19 protein-coding genes are annotated in these 18,398 nt (G+C 59.6%); all 19 read left to right on the top strand.

The window, feature by feature from the left end:
• Positions 1–87: 87 nt before the first annotated feature.
• The 19 genes from fabF (at position 88) to AC1DVF_RS09495 (ending at position 18,312) form a co-directional block, all read left to right on the top strand.
• Positions 88–1,332: a beta-ketoacyl-ACP synthase II gene (gene fabF, locus AC1DVF_RS09585; protein ID WP_093435430.1), complete on the top strand. Its 1,245-nt coding sequence runs from the start codon at positions 88–90 to the stop codon at positions 1,330–1,332.
• Positions 1,332–2,147: an aminodeoxychorismate lyase gene (pabC, locus tag AC1DVF_RS09580; protein WP_099756907.1), complete on the top strand. Its 816-nt coding sequence runs from the start codon at positions 1,332–1,334 to the stop codon at positions 2,145–2,147. The genes fabF and pabC overlap by 1 nt, the downstream gene beginning before the upstream one ends.
• Positions 2,148–2,150: 3 nt before the next feature.
• Positions 2,151–3,326, top strand: a complete 1,176-nt coding sequence (mltG, locus tag AC1DVF_RS09575) for an endolytic transglycosylase MltG (RefSeq protein WP_477782377.1) — start codon at positions 2,151–2,153, stop codon at positions 3,324–3,326.
• A 19-nt stretch (positions 3,327–3,345) separates the two neighbouring features.
• A complete protein-coding gene (gene tmk / locus AC1DVF_RS09570) occupies positions 3,346–3,978 on the top strand; it encodes a dTMP kinase (RefSeq protein WP_095048609.1) in 633 nt (210 codons plus the stop codon).
• On the top strand, positions 3,971–4,954 hold the full coding sequence (locus AC1DVF_RS09565) for a DNA polymerase III subunit delta' (protein ID WP_095048608.1): 984 nt from the start codon (positions 3,971–3,973) through the stop codon (positions 4,952–4,954). The genes tmk and AC1DVF_RS09565 overlap by 8 nt, the downstream gene beginning before the upstream one ends.
• Positions 4,955–4,996: 42 nt before the next feature.
• A complete protein-coding gene (locus AC1DVF_RS09560) occupies positions 4,997–5,353 on the top strand; it encodes a PilZ domain-containing protein (RefSeq protein ID WP_093435417.1) in 357 nt (118 codons plus the stop codon).
• A gap of 14 nt (positions 5,354–5,367) precedes the next feature.
• Positions 5,368–6,159 carry a TatD family hydrolase gene (locus tag AC1DVF_RS09555; RefSeq protein WP_460129788.1) on the top strand — a complete coding sequence of 264 codons (792 nt, stop codon included), beginning with the start codon at positions 5,368–5,370 and terminating at the stop codon, positions 6,157–6,159.
• Between the two features lie 351 nt (positions 6,160–6,510).
• Positions 6,511–7,149 carry a TetR/AcrR family transcriptional regulator gene (locus AC1DVF_RS09550; protein ID WP_007908276.1) on the top strand — a complete coding sequence of 213 codons (639 nt, stop codon included), beginning with the start codon at positions 6,511–6,513 and terminating at the stop codon, positions 7,147–7,149.
• Between the two features lie 137 nt (positions 7,150–7,286).
• On the top strand, positions 7,287–8,255 hold the full coding sequence (locus AC1DVF_RS09545; protein WP_477782376.1) for a GTP 3',8-cyclase MoaA: 969 nt from the start codon (positions 7,287–7,289) through the stop codon (positions 8,253–8,255).
• A gap of 171 nt (positions 8,256–8,426) precedes the next feature.
• A complete protein-coding gene (locus tag AC1DVF_RS09540; protein WP_093435410.1) occupies positions 8,427–9,032 on the top strand; it encodes a DUF4823 domain-containing protein in 606 nt (201 codons plus the stop codon).
• Between the two features lie 15 nt (positions 9,033–9,047).
• Entirely contained in the window at positions 9,048–9,608 is a 561-nt protein-coding gene (locus AC1DVF_RS09535) for a DUF1285 domain-containing protein (RefSeq protein WP_477782375.1), read from the top strand.
• Positions 9,609–9,809: 201 nt separating this feature from the next.
• Positions 9,810–10,526, top strand: coding sequence for a FadR/GntR family transcriptional regulator (locus AC1DVF_RS09530; RefSeq protein ID WP_093435405.1), 717 nt, complete (start codon positions 9,810–9,812; stop codon positions 10,524–10,526).
• Positions 10,527–10,657: 131 nt separating this feature from the next.
• Positions 10,658–11,533, top strand: coding sequence for an SMP-30/gluconolactonase/LRE family protein (locus tag AC1DVF_RS09525; protein ID WP_093435403.1), 876 nt, complete (start codon positions 10,658–10,660; stop codon positions 11,531–11,533).
• Positions 11,534–11,803: 270 nt separating this feature from the next.
• Entirely contained in the window at positions 11,804–12,622 is an 819-nt protein-coding gene (locus AC1DVF_RS09520) for an SDR family oxidoreductase (RefSeq protein ID WP_186620478.1), read from the top strand.
• A gap of 135 nt (positions 12,623–12,757) precedes the next feature.
• A complete protein-coding gene (locus tag AC1DVF_RS09515) occupies positions 12,758–13,762 on the top strand; it encodes a substrate-binding domain-containing protein (RefSeq protein ID WP_477782374.1) in 1,005 nt (334 codons plus the stop codon).
• Between the two features lie 53 nt (positions 13,763–13,815).
• Positions 13,816–15,363, top strand: coding sequence for an L-arabinose ABC transporter ATP-binding protein AraG (gene araG, locus AC1DVF_RS09510; RefSeq protein ID WP_477782373.1), 1,548 nt, complete (start codon positions 13,816–13,818; stop codon positions 15,361–15,363).
• A 12-nt stretch (positions 15,364–15,375) separates the two neighbouring features.
• Complete coding sequence (gene araH, locus AC1DVF_RS09505; protein ID WP_026000669.1) at positions 15,376–16,344, top strand: L-arabinose ABC transporter permease AraH; 969 nt, start codon at positions 15,376–15,378, stop codon at positions 16,342–16,344.
• A 259-nt stretch (positions 16,345–16,603) separates the two neighbouring features.
• The gene (locus tag AC1DVF_RS09500; protein WP_477782372.1) at positions 16,604–17,317 is read left to right on the top strand and encodes a GntR family transcriptional regulator; all 714 of its coding nucleotides are present in this window, start codon (positions 16,604–16,606) and stop codon (positions 17,315–17,317) included.
• Positions 17,314–18,312, top strand: a complete 999-nt coding sequence (locus AC1DVF_RS09495; RefSeq protein WP_477782371.1) for an ADP-ribosylglycohydrolase family protein — start codon at positions 17,314–17,316, stop codon at positions 18,310–18,312. Before AC1DVF_RS09500 ends, AC1DVF_RS09495 begins: the two co-directional genes overlap by 4 nt.
• Positions 18,313–18,398: the final 86 nt, after the last annotated feature.

Here is an 18,398-nt window from a genome sequence, read left to right as displayed (position 1 = left end):
TGTCATGGAAAAACCGCACTGCCATCATGGCGTGCGGTTTTTTCTTTAGGCCTGATGCAAAATCGTCATTTGAAAAAGGAGAGTGCTGTGTCGCGTAGACGCGTCGTAGTCACCGGTATGGGTATGTTGTCGCCACTGGGCACGGATGTGCCGAGCAGTTGGCAGGGCATTCTGGCTGGCCGCAGTGGCATTGGTCTGATCGAACACACCGACCTTTCTGCCTATTCCACCCGCTTTGGCGGCTCGGTAAAGGGCTTCAATGTCGAGGAATACCTGTCGGTCAAGGAAGCGCGCAAGCTCGACCTGTTCATTCAGTACGGTCTCGCTGCCGGCTTTCAGGCTGTACGCAACGCTGGTCTGGAAGTCACCGACGCCAACCGTGAACGCATTGGCGTGGCCATGGGTTCGGGGATCGGCGGTCTGACCAACATCGAAGAAACCAGCCGTACCCTGCATGAGACGGGCCCGCGTCGAATCTCGCCATTCTTCGTACCTGGCTCGATCATCAATATGATTTCCGGTTTCCTGTCCATCCATCTGGGGGCACAGGGACCTAACTACGCCATCGCCACTGCATGTACCACCGGTACGCACTGCATCGGCATGGCGGCGCGCAACATCATGTACGACGAAGCCGACGTGATGATTGCCGGCGGTGCCGAAATGGCCGCATGCGGTCTGGGCATGGGTGGCTTCGGCGCGTCCCGTGCACTGTCGACCCGCAATGACGAACCGACCCGCGCCAGCCGTCCATGGGACAAGGGCCGTGATGGTTTCGTCCTGTCCGACGGTGCCGGTGCACTGGTTCTCGAAGAGCTGGAACACGCCAAGGCGCGCGGCGCGACCATCTATGCCGAACTCATCGGCTTTGGCACCAGTGGCGACGCGTTCCACATGACCTCGCCACCTGCCGACGGCGCCGGTGCAGCACGCTGCATCACCAACGCGCTGCGTGATGCGAAGATCAACGCCGATCAAGTGCAATACATCAACGCTCACGGTACTTCGACTTCGGCCGGCGACCTCGCCGAAGCCAATGCGATCAAGACCGTGTTCGGTGATCACGCCTACAAACTGGCAGTGAGCTCGACCAAATCGATGACCGGTCACCTGTTAGGTGCGGCGGGCGCGGTTGAAGCGATCTTCAGCGTTCTTGCGATCAACAGCCAAGTGGCACCGCCGACCATCAACCTCGATGAGCCGGATGAAGGCTGCGATCTCGATTTCGTGCCGCACACTGCGCGCAACATGGACATCGATGTCGTGCTGTCCAACTCCTTCGGTTTTGGCGGCACCAACGGCACCTTGGCGTTCCGTCGGTTCGCGGGCTGATGGACAGCTGGGTCGACGGTCAACCGGCTGACGCTCTGTCGCTGAAAGATCGCGGCCTGGCTTACGGCGACGGTCTGTTCGAGACCATCGCCGTGCGTGATGGACAGCCGATCCTGCTGGATCGGCACCTGACGCGTCTGGCCGATGGTTGTTCGCGTCTGGCCATCGCCGCCGATATCGAACGGGTTCGCCACGAGCTGCTGAGTTATGCGGCAGCGATGGGCGAGGGTGTACTCAAGCTGATCCTCACCCGTGGCGACGGTCTGCGCGGTTACGCACCTGATCCGGCGGCGCCTGGCCGACGTATTCTGCAAGGCAATCCTCCGGCAGCTTATCCCGCTGTGCATGCTGAACAAGGCATTCGTCTGTTTCCGTGTAACACGCGACTCTCCATACAGCCTTTACTGGCTGGACTCAAACACCTCAATCGACTGGAACAAGTCATCGCCCGTGCCGAATGGCAGGACAGCGAGCACGCCGAAGGCTTGATGCTTGATCAGGCCGGTCGAGTGATCGAAGGGGTGTTCAGTAATGTGTTTCTGGTGCGCGACGGTGTATTGATCACGCCGGATTTGAAACGCTGCGGCGTTGCCGGTGTGATGCGCGCCGAAATATTGTTTCAGGCCGAGTCACTGGCCATTCCCACGCAGATCGCCGACATCAGCCTCGAACAGCTGCAATGGGCCGATGAAGTGTTTGTCTGCAACAGCGTGTATGGCGTCTGGCCGGTACGCGCCTACGCTGCACTGAGCTGGCCGGTTGGCCCGCTCACCCGTAAACTGCAAACCATTGCCCGCGCCCTACTGGATGCCTGATTTGTGAGACGTAAACTTTTGCTGATGCTGGAAACCGGACTGGTTCTGGCAGGGCTGTTGATGGGCGCCAGCGCCTGGAAGATTCACTCCGCGCTGGAACAGCCTCTGAACATCACGCAGGAAGAACTGCTGGATGTGCCGAAAGGCTCCACTCCGACCCGTACGTTCCTTTCCCTCGAAACCGATGGCGTCATCAAGGACGCATTCTGGTTGCGAGTCTATTGGCGCTTCAATCTCGCCGGTACACCGATCCATAGCGGCGAATACCGTATGCAGCCGGGCATGACCGTCAACGGTCTGATCGACTTGTGGAAGCGCGGTGAAGTGGTCCAGTACAGCCTGACGCTGGTCGAGGGCTGGAATTTCCATCAAGTGCGCGCGGCGTTGGCCAAAGACGACAAGGTCGAGCAAACCCTCAACGGTTTGAGCGACAGCGACGTCATGGCGAAGATTGGTCATAAAGGGCTGTTCCCGGAGGGCCGTTTCTTCCCGGACACTTACCGCTTTGTGCGCGGCATGTCCGATGCCGAGTTGCTCAAGAAAGCGTTTGATCGCCTCGACGAAGTGCTGGCGAAAGAGTGGGAAAGTCGTTCTGCCGATGTGCCGTATACCGAACCCTATCAAGCGCTGATCATGGCGTCGCTGGTCGAAAAGGAAACCGGTGTACCGCAGGAGCGTGGGCAGATTGCCGGTGTCTTCGTGCGTCGCATGGCCCTGGGCATGCAACTGCAAACTGACCCGACCGTCATCTATGGTCTGGGCGATCGCTACACCGGCAAGCTGACTCGGGCGCATTTGAAAGAGCCGACGCCTTACAACACCTACGTAATTCCCGGCCTGCCACCGACTCCGATTGCGATGGTCGGGCGTGAAGCGATTCACGCGGCACTGAATCCTGTGGACGGCACCAGCCTGTACTTCGTTGCACGTGGCGATGGCAGCCATGTGTTCTCTGACGATCTGGATGCGCACAATAACGCGGTGCGTGAGTACCAGCTCAAGCGCCGTGCCGATTACCGTTCCAGCCCGGCGCCGGCGATAACCCCTGAAGCCGCTCCGGCTGCCGAGGAGGCGATTCCTGCCGCCTCTCCGGATACCGCCCCGGAAGCGTTGCCGCAAGTTACGCCTCAGGAGCCTGCGCCGGCTCCAGAAGCCGCCGCCCCACAAAACACGCAATGACTTTGATTAAGGACTGCCTGTGACTGGCTTGTTTATTACCCTGGAAGGCCCGGAAGGCGCCGGCAAAAGCACTAACCGCGAATACCTTGCCGAGCGCCTGCGCGCCGCCGGTATCGAAGTGGTGCTGACCCGCGAGCCGGGTGGCACGCCATTGGCAGAGCGGATTCGCGACGTGCTGCTGGCGCCGGCCGACGAGGTCATGAACCCGGACGCCGAGTTGTTGCTGGTATTCGCCGCGCGCGCTCAGCACCTGGCTGAAGTGATTCGACCGGCGCTGGCCCGGGGGGCGGTAGTGCTGTGTGATCGTTTCACCGACTCGACTTACGCCTATCAGGGCGGCGGTCGCGGTTTGTCGCTGGAGCGCATCGCCACACTGGAAACTTTCGTGCAGGGCGACCTGCGTCCGGATCTGACGCTGATTTTCGATCTGCCGGTAGAAATCGGCCTGGCCCGCGCCAGTGCCCGTGGCCGTCTGGATCGTTTCGAACTGGAAGGCCGGGCGTTTTTCGAGGCTGTACGCAATGCGTTTCTGAAGCGCGCCGAAGCCGATCCCGCGCGCTATGTGCGCATCGATGCCGGTCAGCCACTGGCCAAGGTTCAACAATCGCTGGATACCCTGATTCCGAATTTGCTGGAGCTGGCCCGTGGCTGAGGCCTATCCATGGCAGGACAGCCTCTGGCAGCAACTGGCCGGGCGTAAACAGCACGCCCACGCCTATCTGCTGCATGGCCCGGCCGGCATCGGCAAACGTGCGCTGGCCGAACGCTTGATGGCCAGCCTGTTGTGCCAGCGGCCGACGCCGGAAGCCTGCGGCGAGTGCAAATCCTGCCTGCTGCTCAAGGCCGGCAGTCACCCCGATAATTACATTCTCGAACCGGAAGAAGCCGATAAGGCGATCAAGGTCGATCAGGTCCGCGATCTGGTCAGCTTCGTGGTGCAGACCGCGCAACTGGGCGGGCGCAAAGTGGTGCTGATCGAGCCGGTCGAGTCGATGAACATCAATGCCGCCAACGCCTTGCTCAAGAGCCTTGAAGAGCCTTCCGGCGATACCGTTCTGCTGTTGGTCAGCCACCAGACCAGCCGCTTGCTGCCAACGATCAAGAGCCGTTGCGTGCAGCAGGCCTGTCCGCTGCCGGGCGAGGCGATGAGCCTGCAATGGCTGGCTCAGGCGCTGCCGGACTGCTCCGAAGACGAACGTGTCGAACTGCTGACGCTGGCCGCCGGCTCACCGTTGATGGCGGTCAGTCTGCAGTCTCAGGGCGTGCGCGAGCAGCGCGCGCAAGTGGTCGAAGGCGTGAAGAAGTTGCTCAAGCAGCAGCAATCGCCGACGCAACTGGCTGAGGAGTGGAAAAGCATTCCGATGCTGCGTCTGTTTGACTGGTTCTGYGATTGGTCGAGCCTGATCCTGCGTTATCAATTGACTCAGGATGAAGCAGGGCTCGGTCTGACCGACATGCGCAAAGTCGTGCAATACCTGGCGCAGAAAAGTGCGCAAGGCAAAGTCCTCGAGATTCAGGACTGGATTCTCGCCCAGCGGCAGAAAGTCATGAGCAAAGCCAACCTCAATCCGGCCTTGCTGCTGGAAGCGTTGTTGGTGCAATGGGCGGGATTGCCTGGTCAAAGATAAGAATGTGTACCTAGACTCTGAACGTCAGCAGTGGAGGTCAACATGAATGAATCCGTCAGCCCCGGGCCGCGCAACGGCATTTTGTCCCTGAACATCAAGGACAAGTCGGTGCTCTACGCCGCTTATATGCCGTTTATCAAGAACGGAGGCTTGTTCATCCCGACCAACAAGAGTTACCGCTTGGGCGATGAGGTGTTCATGCTGCTCAACCTGATGGACGAGGCCGAGAAGATCCCGGTGGCCGGCAAGGTCGCGTGGATCACCCCCAAAGGGGCGCAAGGCAATCGCGCTGCCGGTGTTGGCGTACAGTTCAACGATGGCGACAACACGGCGCGCAGTCGCATCGAAACCCATCTGGCCGGAGCGCTTAAATCCGACCGTCCCACTCATACGATGTAAGTAGCCGTCTTTTTATGCTTGTAGATTCCCATTGTCACCTTGATCGCCTCGACCTCGCCGCCCATGACGGCTCGCTGGATGCTGCACTGGATGCGGCCCGTGAGCGCGGAGTAGGGCACTTCTTGTGCATCGGCGTGAGTGCCGATAACGCCGCCGACGTCAAAGCCCTGGCTGAGCGTTATGACGATGTCGATTGTTCGGTCGGCGTGCATCCGCTCGATGTACAACCCGGTGCGGCGCCAGCGCTGGACTGGCTGTTGCACGAACTCAATCACCCGAAAGTCGTGGCGATCGGTGAGACCGGCCTCGATTATCACTATGAGCCGGAAGCCGCCGAACTGCAGCAGGAGTCATTTCGTCTGCACCTGCAAGCAGCGCAGCAGACCGGCAAACCGGTGATCATCCACACCCGTGGCGCGCGTGCCGATACCCTTGAATTGCTGCGCGAAGCGGCGTTGCCTCAGGCCGGTGTGCTGCATTGCTTCACCGAAGACTGGGGCATGGCCAAGGCTGCACTTGACATGGGTTATTACATTTCCCTGTCGGGTATTGTCACGTTCCGCAATGCTGATGCGTTGCGCGACGTCGCGAGCAAGGTCCCGGCGGATCGCTTGCTGGTGGAAACCGATTCACCGTATCTGGCACCGATCCCTTATCGCGGCAAGCCGAACCTGCCGCAGTACGTGCGCGAAGTGGCGGAGTTTCTGGCGATGCTGCGTGGGGAAAACTTCGAGCGTTTCGCCGAGCAGACAACCGAGAACTTCAAGCGTCTGTTCCCGCTGGCCAGTGTTAAATCTGCCCTGTAGGCCTTAGCCAAATCGCAGGCAAAAAAAACCCGGGTTCTGGGGGGTGAATCCGGGTTAAGACCATTAGGAGTAAAACAAAGGCACGCGGTCCCTTGGTACCTTTACCGGCACGACACTTGGGGGAGATGTCGCCCGACAGTTCAAGTATTGATCAGTCTGGCGTGCAGTCCAGTTAGCCGGTCGGGGTTTTTAAACAAATTTGGAATACGTTCGCTTCAGTTGAGTTCTCATTGCGCCCAAAACGTTCTCAAAATGAACATGAAACACAGATATGGTCGGATGATCCGTGCATTTTTGCGCAAGTTAGGCATAATACGCGGCTTCGAATTTTGACCCTTCAGACCTTTTCTTATGCACAAAGAACCTCGTAAGGTCCGTGAGTTTCGTCGCCGCGAGCAAGAAATTCTCGATACCGCGCTCAAGCTGTTCCTCGACCAAGGTGAAGACAGTGTCACCGTCGAGATGATTGCTGATGCCGTGGGTATCGGCAAAGGCACGATCTACAAGCACTTCAAATCCAAGGCCGAGATCTATCTGCGCCTCATGCTCGATTACGAGCGTGATTTGAACGAGCTGCTGCATTCGGCCGATGTCGACAAGGACAAGGAAGCGCTGTCCCGCGCCTACTTCGAATTCCGCATGCGCGACCCGCAGCGTTATCGCCTGTTCGACCGTCTCGAAGAGAAGGTCGTCAAAGGCAATCAGGTGCCGGAAATGGTCGAGGAGTTGCACAAGATCCGTGCCTCGAACTTCGAACGCCTGACCCTGTTGATCAAGGGCCGCATCAGCGAAGGCAAGCTCGAAGACGTGCCGCCATACTTCCACTACTGCGCGTCCTGGGCGCTGGTGCACGGCGCTGTTGCGCTGTATCACTCGCCGTTCTGGAGCAATGTGCTGGAAGATCAGGAAGGTTTCTTCCAATTCCTGATGGACATTGGCGTGCGCATGGGCAACAAACGCAAGCGTGACCCGGAAACGCCAAGCAGCTGAGCCATTCAGCCGCCTTATTGCGCCATGATTTCGCTACATGACGCAGTAACGCAGGAATATACTCAGGCATAGGGCTTGCTAAAACTTGATTTGTGAGTCAAGTTTTAGCGGCTCGATTTTCTATCGCCGGAGTGATCATGATCGTTGACCGTCAAGGCAGGCGTTTTCGCAATTTGCGGATCAGTCTGACTTCAGCCTGCAATTACGCGTGTACCTACTGCGTGCCCAACGGCAAGCGGCTGGTGGCTGCGCAGGATGAGCTGTCGGCTGAGGCCATGGCGCGTGGCGTGGCGTATCTGATCGAGGCCGCCGGCATCGAGCGGCTGCGAATTACCGGTGGCGAGCCGCTGGTCAGCCCCAAACTCGAATCGTTCATGACCGCTGTCGGCAAGATGGGCCTGGAAGACATCAGCCTGACCACCAACGGTCAACTCCTTGCAAAAAAACTGCCGCTGCTGGTGGATGCCGGTCTGCGCCGGATCAACGTGTCCCTCGATACCCTCGACGCCGGTGCTTTCCGCAGCATCGCCCGTGGCGGCGATCTGGCCACCGTGCTCGACGGCATGGATCAGGCGAAAGCGGCGGGGATGAAGATCAAGGTCAACATGGTGCCGTTGCGTGGGCAGAACCTCGACCAGGTGATGCCGCTGCTGGATTACTGCCTCGAACGCGGATATGAGCTGCGCTTTATCGAGCTGATGCGCATGGGCCATCTGGCCAAGGACTCCAATGCGTTCCTGCAACAGTTCGTCAGCCTGCAGCAATTGCTGCAGCTGATTGGCGAACGTTACGAGTACGCGCAAACCGACGCGCCAGTGGACGCTACGGCGGTGCGCTATGCGATTCCTGGCCTGGGCAACTTTGGCGTGATCGCCAACGAAAGCGTGCCGTTCTGCCGGACCTGCTCGCGCTTGCGCCTGTCGTCGACCGGTTGGCTACATGGTTGCCTGTCGTCGAGCAACCGTCACTATGTCGGCGATTTGCTCGATAAGCCGCGTCATCAGGCCTTGCCAGCGCTCCAGCGTTTGCTGGTCAAAGCGTTGGGCGACAAGCAGGAAGTGGCGTTCTCCGGTGGCGCAACGATCATGAAGATTATCGGCGGCTGACATCCCCCTATTCGCGAGCAGGCTCGCTCCCACCTTGGAATGCATTCCACTGGTGGGAGCGAGCTTGCTCGCGAATACGATTTATCAATCAACGAAGAACCAGAGCTGGCGCAAAAGCTGCATCCTACGGCCATTCGCCGGTTTTCCGTCACCGGCCTCTGGAGGAATAGGATGCGTAGCCTGGTTTTGCTGCTGGCCGTTTTGGCGCTTGGCGGCTGTATGACTGTCAGCGATATGGCCGAAGGCACTCGCTACCAGATGAGCGACGCGGGCTTGCTGGATCATAGCGACAGCCGTCGCGTGAACAACTTCCGCATTCAGCCGGACTCGTTCATCTACATTGCCCAAGGCGCGTTCGCACCGCCGGGCGGTTCCTACCCGCGCCCGAACGTGGTGGCCGAAGAAGCCTTCAAAGGCTTCGTCGAGTACTTCCCGATGGTCCGCCGTGCTCGCGCGCCGGAAGGCCTGGATCAGGCGATGGGCGAAGCTCGCGATGCTGGTGCGCACTATCTGCTGTACACGCGTTTCGCCAAGGCTGACGATCGCATCGGCAACTCCGATGAGTGGCTCGATGAAGAAGCGGTTGATCGCCTCGGCATCGACGGCGGTGTGATTCAGATCATGTTGATCGAGACCAGCACCCAGTATTTGATTGATACTGCACGGATCAAGAGTCGTGGCGGTTTACTGACGTTCCACGACAATAAACCCGAAGACCTGATCGGCCCGCCGCTGGCCCAGTACGCGCGCAGCCTGTTGGGAGTCGGCGACCAATAATTCAAGGAGAACGCCATGAGTGGCCCGCAAAAAGCCAATGACCTGTTGGGACAGATCCCGAAAACCAAAGGCTTGCCGCCGGTGCACTTGTGGAATCCGGACTTCTGCGGCGACATCGACATGCGCATCGCCCGCGACGGCACCTGGTATTACCTGGGCACGCCGATCGGGCGCAAGCCGATGGTCAAATTGTTCTCCACGATCATGCGCCGCGACGGCGATGATTATTTCCTGATTACCCCGGTCGAGAAGGTCGGGATCAAGGTCGACGATGCGCCGTTTGTGGCGATTGCGGTCGAGGTTGAAGGCGAAGGGGAGGCGCAGCTGTTGCGCTTTACCACTAACGTTGATGAAACCACCGAGGCCGGGCCGGCGCATCCGATCCGGGTTGAGATTGATCCCGTGACCCAGGAGCCGGCGCCTTACGTGCATGTGCGCACCAACCTTGAAGCGCTGATCCACCGCAATGTGTTCTATCAACTGGTAGAGCTGGCGGTCAGTCGCGAGATCGATGGCCAGTGCTGGCTCGGTGTGTGGAGCGGCGGCGAGTTCTTCCGCATCGGCCTGGAACCCTGAGCAATACAAATCCCGAACTGTGGGAGCGAGCTTGCTCGCGAAAGCGGTGTATCAGTCAGCCTGGGTATTGACTGACCTACCGCCTTCGCGAGCAGGCTCGCTCCCACATTTGGTTTTGTGGGTTGCCTGAAAAATCCTGATTGACTGTTAATCATATGATGATTAGCGTGTTCACCTATCGCGATCCGCTTTGAGGTGTTCATGTCCAGCAGCTTTCATTCGTCGACCGTTGACTGGCTTGGCAGCTGGATTGCCGCTGGCCAGGTCAAGCCGGGGCAGACCATCAAGGTTGAGGCCGATCTGGGTGAACAGCTCGGCGTCAGTCGCACGGTCATTCGCGAAGCAATCAAAACCCTCGTCGCCAAAGGCATGCTCGAAGTCGGGCCGAAAGTCGGCACCCGCGTGCTGCCGGTGCGGCGCTGGAACCTGTTCGATCCGCAAGTGGTCGGTTGGCTGTCGCGCAACGGCCTGCCGGAAAATTTCGTCGATGACTTGCTCGACCTGCGCCGTACCATCGAACCGATGGCCGTGCGCTGGGCGTGTGAGCGGGCGACGCTGGACCAGATCGAAGCGGTGCAACTGGCTTACAACGCCCTCGAGCGCGCGGTCGACAGCGGCACCGATTACAACCGCGCCGACCAGTTCTTCCACGAATGCATCCTCGCGGCCAGCCACAATCAATTCATTGAACAAATGGTTCCGGCCCTCGGCGCATTGCTGGCGGTGTCGTTCGAAGTGTCTGCTGCCGATCCGGATGAACTGCGCCGCACCTTGCCGATCCACAAGGACATGGCCGACGCCATCGCCGCCCGGGATTCCGCGCGGGGCGTGTGGGCGTGCATGACCCTGATCGACAATGCGGACCTGGCGATCAAACGCTTCTACCCGAAAGTCATGGCCGACAAAAAAGCCGGCTAACACCCAGATCCCCTGTAGGAGTGAGCCTGCTCGCGATAGCGGTATATCAGCCGCATTGAAGTCACTGACACTACGCCATCGCGAGCAGGCTCACTCCTACAGAAAATCACAAGAACAATGGAGACCGTTATATGCCGTGGACCGCCCTGACCCAACACCGCGCCCGACTCGGTGAAGGCCCGTTCTGGGACGCACCGACGCAGGCGTTGTACTGGGTGGACATCGCCGGCAAACAGGCCCTGCGCCTGATCGGCCAGAACGTGCAGATCTGGCAGATGCCCGAACACGTTTCCGCCTTCATCCCCTGCGCCAGCGGCGATGCACTGGTGACCCTGAGCAGCGGCGTCTATCGCCTCGACCTCGATTCCCCGGGCCTAGAACCACGCCTGACGCTGTTCTGCGTCGCCGACCCGCAACCGGGCAATCGCCCCAACGAAGCGCGTTGCGATGCTCAGGGGCGACTGTGGCTCGGCACCATGCAAAACAACATCGGCGAGCAGGGCGAAGATCTGCCGATCACCCAGCGCTGCGGTGGCCTGTTCCGCATTGATCCGGATAAACGGGTCACGCCATTGCTGCGCGGCCTGGGCATTCCCAACACGCTGCTGTGGAGCGACGACGGCACCACAGTCCTGTTCGGTGACAGTCTCGAGGACACGCTGTATCGCTATTTTATTCACGCCGACGGCAACCTTGATGTGGCCACTCCCTGGTACGGCCCTGATCAGAACGGTGGCCCGGACGGTTCAGCAATGGATGCCGAAGGCTACGTGTGGAATGCCCGCTGGGACGGCAGCTGCCTGCTGCGCCTGACGCCTGACGGCAAGGTCGACCGCAGGATCGATCTGCCAGTCAGCCGCCCGACCAGTTGTGTGTTCGGCGGTGAAGACCTGAAAACCCTGTACATCACCAGCGCCAAGAGTCCGCACAACCATCCGCTGGATGGCGCGGTGCTGTCGATGCGCGTGGATGTCGCAGGAAAACTCTGTACACGGTTTGCCAGTTAAATCCCAAAATATGGGATGCAAAATTATATATTGAGATTATTCGGCAGTCGGGTTTATAGTCGGCTCCAGCAGTAACACGCACTCACACTTAAAAAAACAAAACAGGTGAAGTGATGCAGCGAATGTCTATCGCACTCCCGTGTGGAGTCCGCGTCTCGCAACGGCCCCAAGCTGTCGCGTGCGCTTGCCTGTTTCGTTCCAACCGCCTTCCAGACCGGACATCGGCAGATGCCCGGTTTTTTTGTGCTTGCGAAACAGGAGTCCTGATCCATGGCTGAACCTCTTTCCCTGCCGCCGGTGCCCGCACCGCCGAAGGGCGAGCGTCTGAAAAACAAGGTCGTGCTGCTGACCGGCGCCGCGCAAGGCATCGGCGAAGCCATTGTTGCGGCGTTCGCCTCGCAGCAAGCGAAACTGGTGATCAGTGATATTCAGGCGGAAAAAGTCGAAACGGTGGCCGTGCACTGGCGTGAGCAAGGTTACGACGTGCAAGCGCTGAAGGCGGATGTCTCGCATCAGCCCGACCTGCATGCCATGGCCAAACGCGCCGTTGAGCTGCACGGGCGCATCGATGTGCTGGTCAACTGCGCCGGGGTCAACGTGTTCCGTGATCCGCTGGCCATGACCGAAGAAGACTGGCGTCGCTGCTTCGCCATTGATCTGGACGGCGCCTGGTTTGGTTGCAAGGCAGTGCTGCCGCAGATGATCGAGCAGGGCGTCGGCAGCATCATCAATATCGCCTCGACCCATTCCAGCCACATCATTCCCGGTTGCTTTCCGTACCCGGTGGCCAAACACGGTTTGCTCGGCCTGACCCGCGCGCTCGGCATCGAGTACGCCGCGAAGGGCATCCGCGTCAACGCTATCGCCCCGGGCTATATCGAGACGCAGTTGAACGTCGACTACTGGAACGGATTCGCCGACCCGCACGCCGAGCGTCAGCGCGCCTTCGATCTGCACCCGCCGAAACGCATCGGTCAGCCGCTCGAAGTGGCGATGACGGCGGTGTTTCTGGCCAGTGATGAAGCGCCGTTCATCAATGCTTCATGCATCACCATCGATGGTGGTCGCTCGGTGATGTACCACGACTGAGCACAGTGGCTTTCACGCGGATAAATCCGTGTGAAATCCAATCATCATACGATATGACTATTTTCAACAGGCATTGCAGGAACACGCTTTAACGCTTTTCAAACATTGCTCAAAAAAATAACAAGGAGTCAGCTTATGAAACGTCGTTTCGGGATTCGTACCCTGTGCAGTACCGCCCTGGCGGTCACCGCGTTCAGCCTGAGCAGTGCGCTGCTCGCTGCCGACACCGTGAAAATCGGTTTTCTGGTCAAGCAGGCGGAAGAACCGTGGTTCCAGACCGAATGGGCCTTCGCCGAGAAAGCCGCCAAGGACAAGGGCTTTGAACTGATCAAGATTGCCGTGCCGGACGGTGAGAAAACCCTCTCGGCGATCGACAGTCTTGCTGCCAACGGTGCCAAGGGCTTCGTGATTTGCCCGCCGGACGTCTCGCTCGGCCCGGCAATCATGGCCAAGGCCAAACTCAACGACCTGAAAGTGATTGCCGTCGATGACCGTTTCGTCGACGCCAATGGCAAGTTCATGGAAGACGTGCCATACCTCGGCATGGCCGCGTTCGAAGTCGGCCAGAAGCAGGGCAACGCGATGGTCGCCGAAGCGAAGAAACGCAACTGGGACTGGAAAGACACCTACGCGGTGGTCAACACCTACAACGAACTCGACACCGGCAAGAAGCGCACCGACGGCTCGGTGAAATCCCTCGAGGACGCCGGGATGCCGAAGGATCACATTCTGTTTGCTGCGCTGAAAACCCTCGACGTACCGGGCAGCATGGACGCCACCAACTCGGCGCTGGTGAAACTGCCGAGCGGCGCAAAAAACCTGATCATCGGCGGTATGAACGACAACACCGTGCTCGGCGGCGTGCGCGCCACCGAAGCCGCCGGTTTTGCCGCGACCAACGTGATCGGCATCGGCATCAACGGCACCGACGCCATCGGCGAACTGAAAAAGCCTAACAGCGGCTTCTTCGGCTCGATGCTGCCAAGCCCGCACATCGAAGGCTACAAGACTGCCGAGATGATGTACGAGTGGGTCACCACCGGCAAAGAACCGCCGAAGTACACCGCGATGGACGACGTCACCCTGATCACCCGCGAGAACTTCAAGCAAGAGCTGGAAAAAATCGGCCTGTGGAACTGACGCAGTGACGGCCCGGGCAGCCGGGCCGTTTTTCGGTGTGAAGAGGTGGCTTTATGCACGCGCAAGTACAAACACAAGAACAACACGGTGCCAGCGGCAGCCTGCGCTTCAACGGGATCGGCAAAACCTTTCCCGGGGTGAAAGCGCTGGACGCTATCAGCTTTGTCGCCCATCCCGGCCAGGTTCACGCCTTGATGGGCGAGAACGGCGCCGGCAAATCGACCCTGCTGAAAATCCTCGGCGGTGCTTACATCCCGAGCAGCGGCGAGTTGCAGATCGGCGAGCAGACCATGGCGTTCAAGTCGACCGCTGACAGCATCGGCAGCGGCGTCGCGGTGATTCACCAGGAGTTGCATCTGGTGCCGGAAATGACCGTCGCCGAAAACCTGTTCCTCGGCCATCTGCCGGCCAGTTTCGGTTTGATCAATCGCGGTGCTTTACGCCAGCAAGCGTTGAACTGCCTCAAAGGCCTGGCCGACGAAATCGATCCGCAGACCAAGGTCGGGCGCTTGTCCCTCGGCCAGCGGCAACTGGTGGAAATCGCCAAGGCGCTGTCGCGCGGCGCCCACGTCATCGCTTTCGACGAGCCGACCAGCAGCCTTTCGGCCCGTGAGATCGACCGCTTGATGGCGATCATCGGACGCCTGCGTGACGAGGGCAAAGTCGTGCTCTACGTTTCCCACCGCATGGAAGAAGTGTTCCGCATCTGTGACGCCGTGACGGTGTTCAAGGACGGTCGCTACGTGCGCACCTTCGACGACATGAGCCAGTTGACCCACGATCAACTGGTGACCTGCATGGTCGGTCGCGACATTCAGGACATCTACGATTATCGCCATCGACCACGCGGTGCCGTCGCGCTGAAGGTTGATGGTTTGCTCGGCCCGGGTCTGCGCGAGCCGATCAGTTTCGAAGCGCACAAAGGTGAAATCCTTGGCCTGTTCGGATTGGTCGGGGCAGGGCGCACCGAGCTGTTTCGCCTGCTCAGCGGGCTGGAACGCAACACCGCCGGACGCCTCGAATTGCGCGGTCACGAACTGAAACTGCGCTCACCGCGCGACGCGATTGCTGCGGGCATTCTGCTCTGCCCGGAAGATCGCAAGAAGGAAGGCATCATCCCGCTGGCCAGCGTCGCCGAAAACATCAACATCAGCGCACGCGGCGCTCATTCCGGCCTCGGTTGCCTGATTCGTGGTCTGTGGGAAAAGGGCAACGCCGACAAACAGATCAAAGCGCTGAAAGTGAAAACCCCGCACGCCGGCCAGCAGATCAAATTCCTCTCCGGCGGCAATCAGCAGAAGGCCATTCTCGGTCGCTGGCTGTCGATGCCGATGAAGGTCCTGCTGCTCGACGAACCGACGCGCGGCATCGACATCGGTGCCAAAGCCGAGATTTACCAGATCATCCATAACCTCGCCGCCGACGGCATTTCGGTGATCGTGGTGTCCAGCGATCTGATGGAAGTGATGGGTATTTCCGACCGCATTCTGGTGCTCTGCGAAGGCGCCCTGCGCGGCGAAATCGGCCGCGATCAGGCCAATGAATCCAACCTGCTGCAACTGGCTTTGCCGCGCCACCGCGCTGACGGCGTGGCGAACTGAGAGGTGACTATGATGACAACCCAAAATGAAACCCTGCCGAAAGAGCGCAAGCCGCTGGACATGCGACGCTTCCTTGATGACTGGGTCATGTTGCTGGCGGCTGTGGGCATATTCGTTGCCTGCACGCTGCTGATCGACAACTTTCTTTCGCCGCTGAACATGCGTGGCCTGGGCTTGGCGATTTCCACCACCGGGATTGCCGCGTGCACGATGTTGTACTGCCTGGCGTCGGGGCATTTCGACCTGTCGGTGGGCTCGGTGATTGCCTGCGCCGGGGTGGTTGCGGCGGTGGTGATGCGTGACACCAATAGCGTGTTTCTCGGTGTCAGCGCGGCGCTGGTGATGGGCCTGATTGTCGGGTTGATCAACGGGATCGTGATTGCCAAGTTGCGCGTCAATGCGTTGATCACGACGTTGGCGACCATGCAGATTGTTCGCGGTCTGGCTTACATTTTTGCCAACGGCAAAGCAGTGGGCGTGTCGCAGGAATCGTTCTTCGTTTTCGGCAATGGCCAGTTGTTTGGCGTGCCGGTGCCGATTCTGATCACCATTGTTTGCTTTCTGTTTTTTGGTTGGCTGTTGAATTACACCACCTACGGGCGCAACACCATGGCCATCGGTGGCAATCAGGAAGCGGCATTGTTGGCGGGTGTGAACGTTGACCGGACCAAGATCATTATCTTTGCCGTGCATGGTGTGATCGGTGCGTTGGCGGGGGTGATTCTGGCGTCGCGGATGACCTCGGGGCAGCCGATGATTGGTCAGGGATTTGAGCTGACGGTGATCTCGGCCTGCGTGTTGGGCGGGGTGTCGTTGAGCGGTGGGATCGGCATGATTCGGCATGTGATTGCCGGGGTGTTGATTTTGGCGATTATTGAGAATGCGATGAACTTGAAGAATATTGATACGTTTTATCAGTATGTGATTCGGGGTTCGATCCTGCTGCTGGCCGTAGTGATTGACCGTCTGAAGCAACGCTGAGTCAAAGGCTACCCTCATCGGAACGCCGCCCGCCCAGCCCTCTCCCAGAGGGAGAGGGGAAAGGGAGCAGATCTCTTAGCTTTTCAAACCTGAGTTCGACTGGATATTTCAGGTCGATGTAATTGGAATAAACACCTCGATCAGTTCCCTCTCCCTCCGGGAGAGGGCTAGGGTGAGGGGCTTTTGATTCTCCCGCCTTTCGTCACTCTCCCCAAATATTCCTTGCCCGCCCGCACCCGTTTCGGGTATCAATTTGTACATGATTAGACAGGTACGATTTGACAAGAAACAACGGGTGGTCGACGAACTCGTCCGACGCATCGAAAGCGGCCTCATGGAGGACGGCTTTCTGTTGCCCGGCGAACATCAGTTGGCTCAAGAATTCAAAGTCAGCCGAGGCACGCTGCGCGAAGCGCTGGCCGAACTGAAACGGCGCAATTACATCGCCACGCAAAGCGGCGTCGGCTCCATCGTCACTTTCGACGGTGTCGCACTCGACCAGCGCAGCGGCTGGGCGCAGGCGCTGGCCGACAGCGGCGCGCTGATCAACACCGAAGTGCTGCGTCTGGAAGCCGTGACCCGGCCCGATCTGCTCTCGCGGTTCGGCACTGACCAATTCATCACCCTCGACCGTCGCCGCCGCTCTAACGAAGGCACACTGGTCTCCCTCGAACGCTCTTTGATGCCGGCCACCGGCGGCCTGGAAAGCCTGCCGCGTGTCGGCCTGATCGATAATTCCCTGACCATCACCCTGGCCGCCTACGGCTACATCGGTGAGCGCGGCGATCAATGGATCGGCGCCGAGCCGTTGAATGCCGAAGACGCCGAATTGCTCGGGCGCCCGGTCGGCACCGTTTTCCTCAAGGCGTTGCGTACCACCTACGATCGCCAGAACCGTTTCATGGAGCTGGTCGAAAGCCTGCTCGATCCGGTGCATTTCCGTTTGCACCTGCAATTTGGAGAATCGAAATGACCGCGCTCAACCGTGCCCTTGGTGCTTTCTATGGCCTGGCCCTCGGTGATGCACTGGGCATGCCGACGCAATCGCTGAACCGCGAAACCATCAAGACCCGCTTCGGCCAGATCACTGATCTGCAGGATGCCGGGCCACTGCAACCGATCGCCGCAAACATGCCCAAAGGCTCGATCACCGACGACACTGAACAAGCCATTCTGGTCGGTGAGTTGCTGGTCGAAGGCAAAGGCCGCATCGAACCGGCGATCCTCGCGCAACGCTTGATCGAGTGGGAAGCCGAGATGCAGGCCAAGGGCTCGCAGGACTTGCTCGGGCCGTCGACCAAGCGCGCCATCGAAATGATCCTCGCCGGCCATTCGCCGGAAGAGGCCGGACGCTACGGCACCACCAACGGCGCGGCCATGCGCATTACGCCGGTAGGGATCGCGGCGGATGTTGCCGATCCTCAGCGGTTTATCGCAGCGGTGGTACAGGCCTGTCAGGTCACCCACAACACTACGTTGGGGATTTCCAGTGCGGCGGCGGTGGCAGCGGTGGTATCTGCCGGCATCAATGGCATGGACCTGGGCGAGGCGTTGAACCTCGGTCAGCAAATTGCTCTGCAAGCAGAAGCCCACGGGCACTGGGTGGCCGGTGGGCGCATTGCCTCGCGCATCAGTTGGGCGCGCACCATCAGTGTCGATAGCGACAAGGCTTTGCTGGCGGATCTGCTCTATGACGTGATCGGTACTTCGGTGGCGTCGCAGGAATCGGTGGTGGTCTCCTTTGCCCTGGCGCAGCAAGTGGCCGTCGGCGAGATGAGCGCGTTTGATGCGTTGTGCATGGCCGCCAGTCTTGGCGGTGACACTGACACCATCGCGGCGATTCTCGGCGCCATGCTCGGGGCCTGCCTGGGTCTTGAGAGCTGGCCAGTGCCGATGATCGACACGGTGAAGGCCGTCAATCATCTGGAGCTGGAGCCGTTGGTGCAGGGGCTGTTGGCCTTGCGCTGATTGGGCTGACGCCTTCGCGAGCAAGCTCGCTCCCACAGGTACGGCGTGATCCCTGTGGGAGCGAGCCTGCTCGCGAAAGCCGCACC

Source organism: Pseudomonas sp. P4_D7 (assembly GCF_056401755.1).
This window is presented reverse-complemented; position numbering and strand designations above follow the sequence as displayed.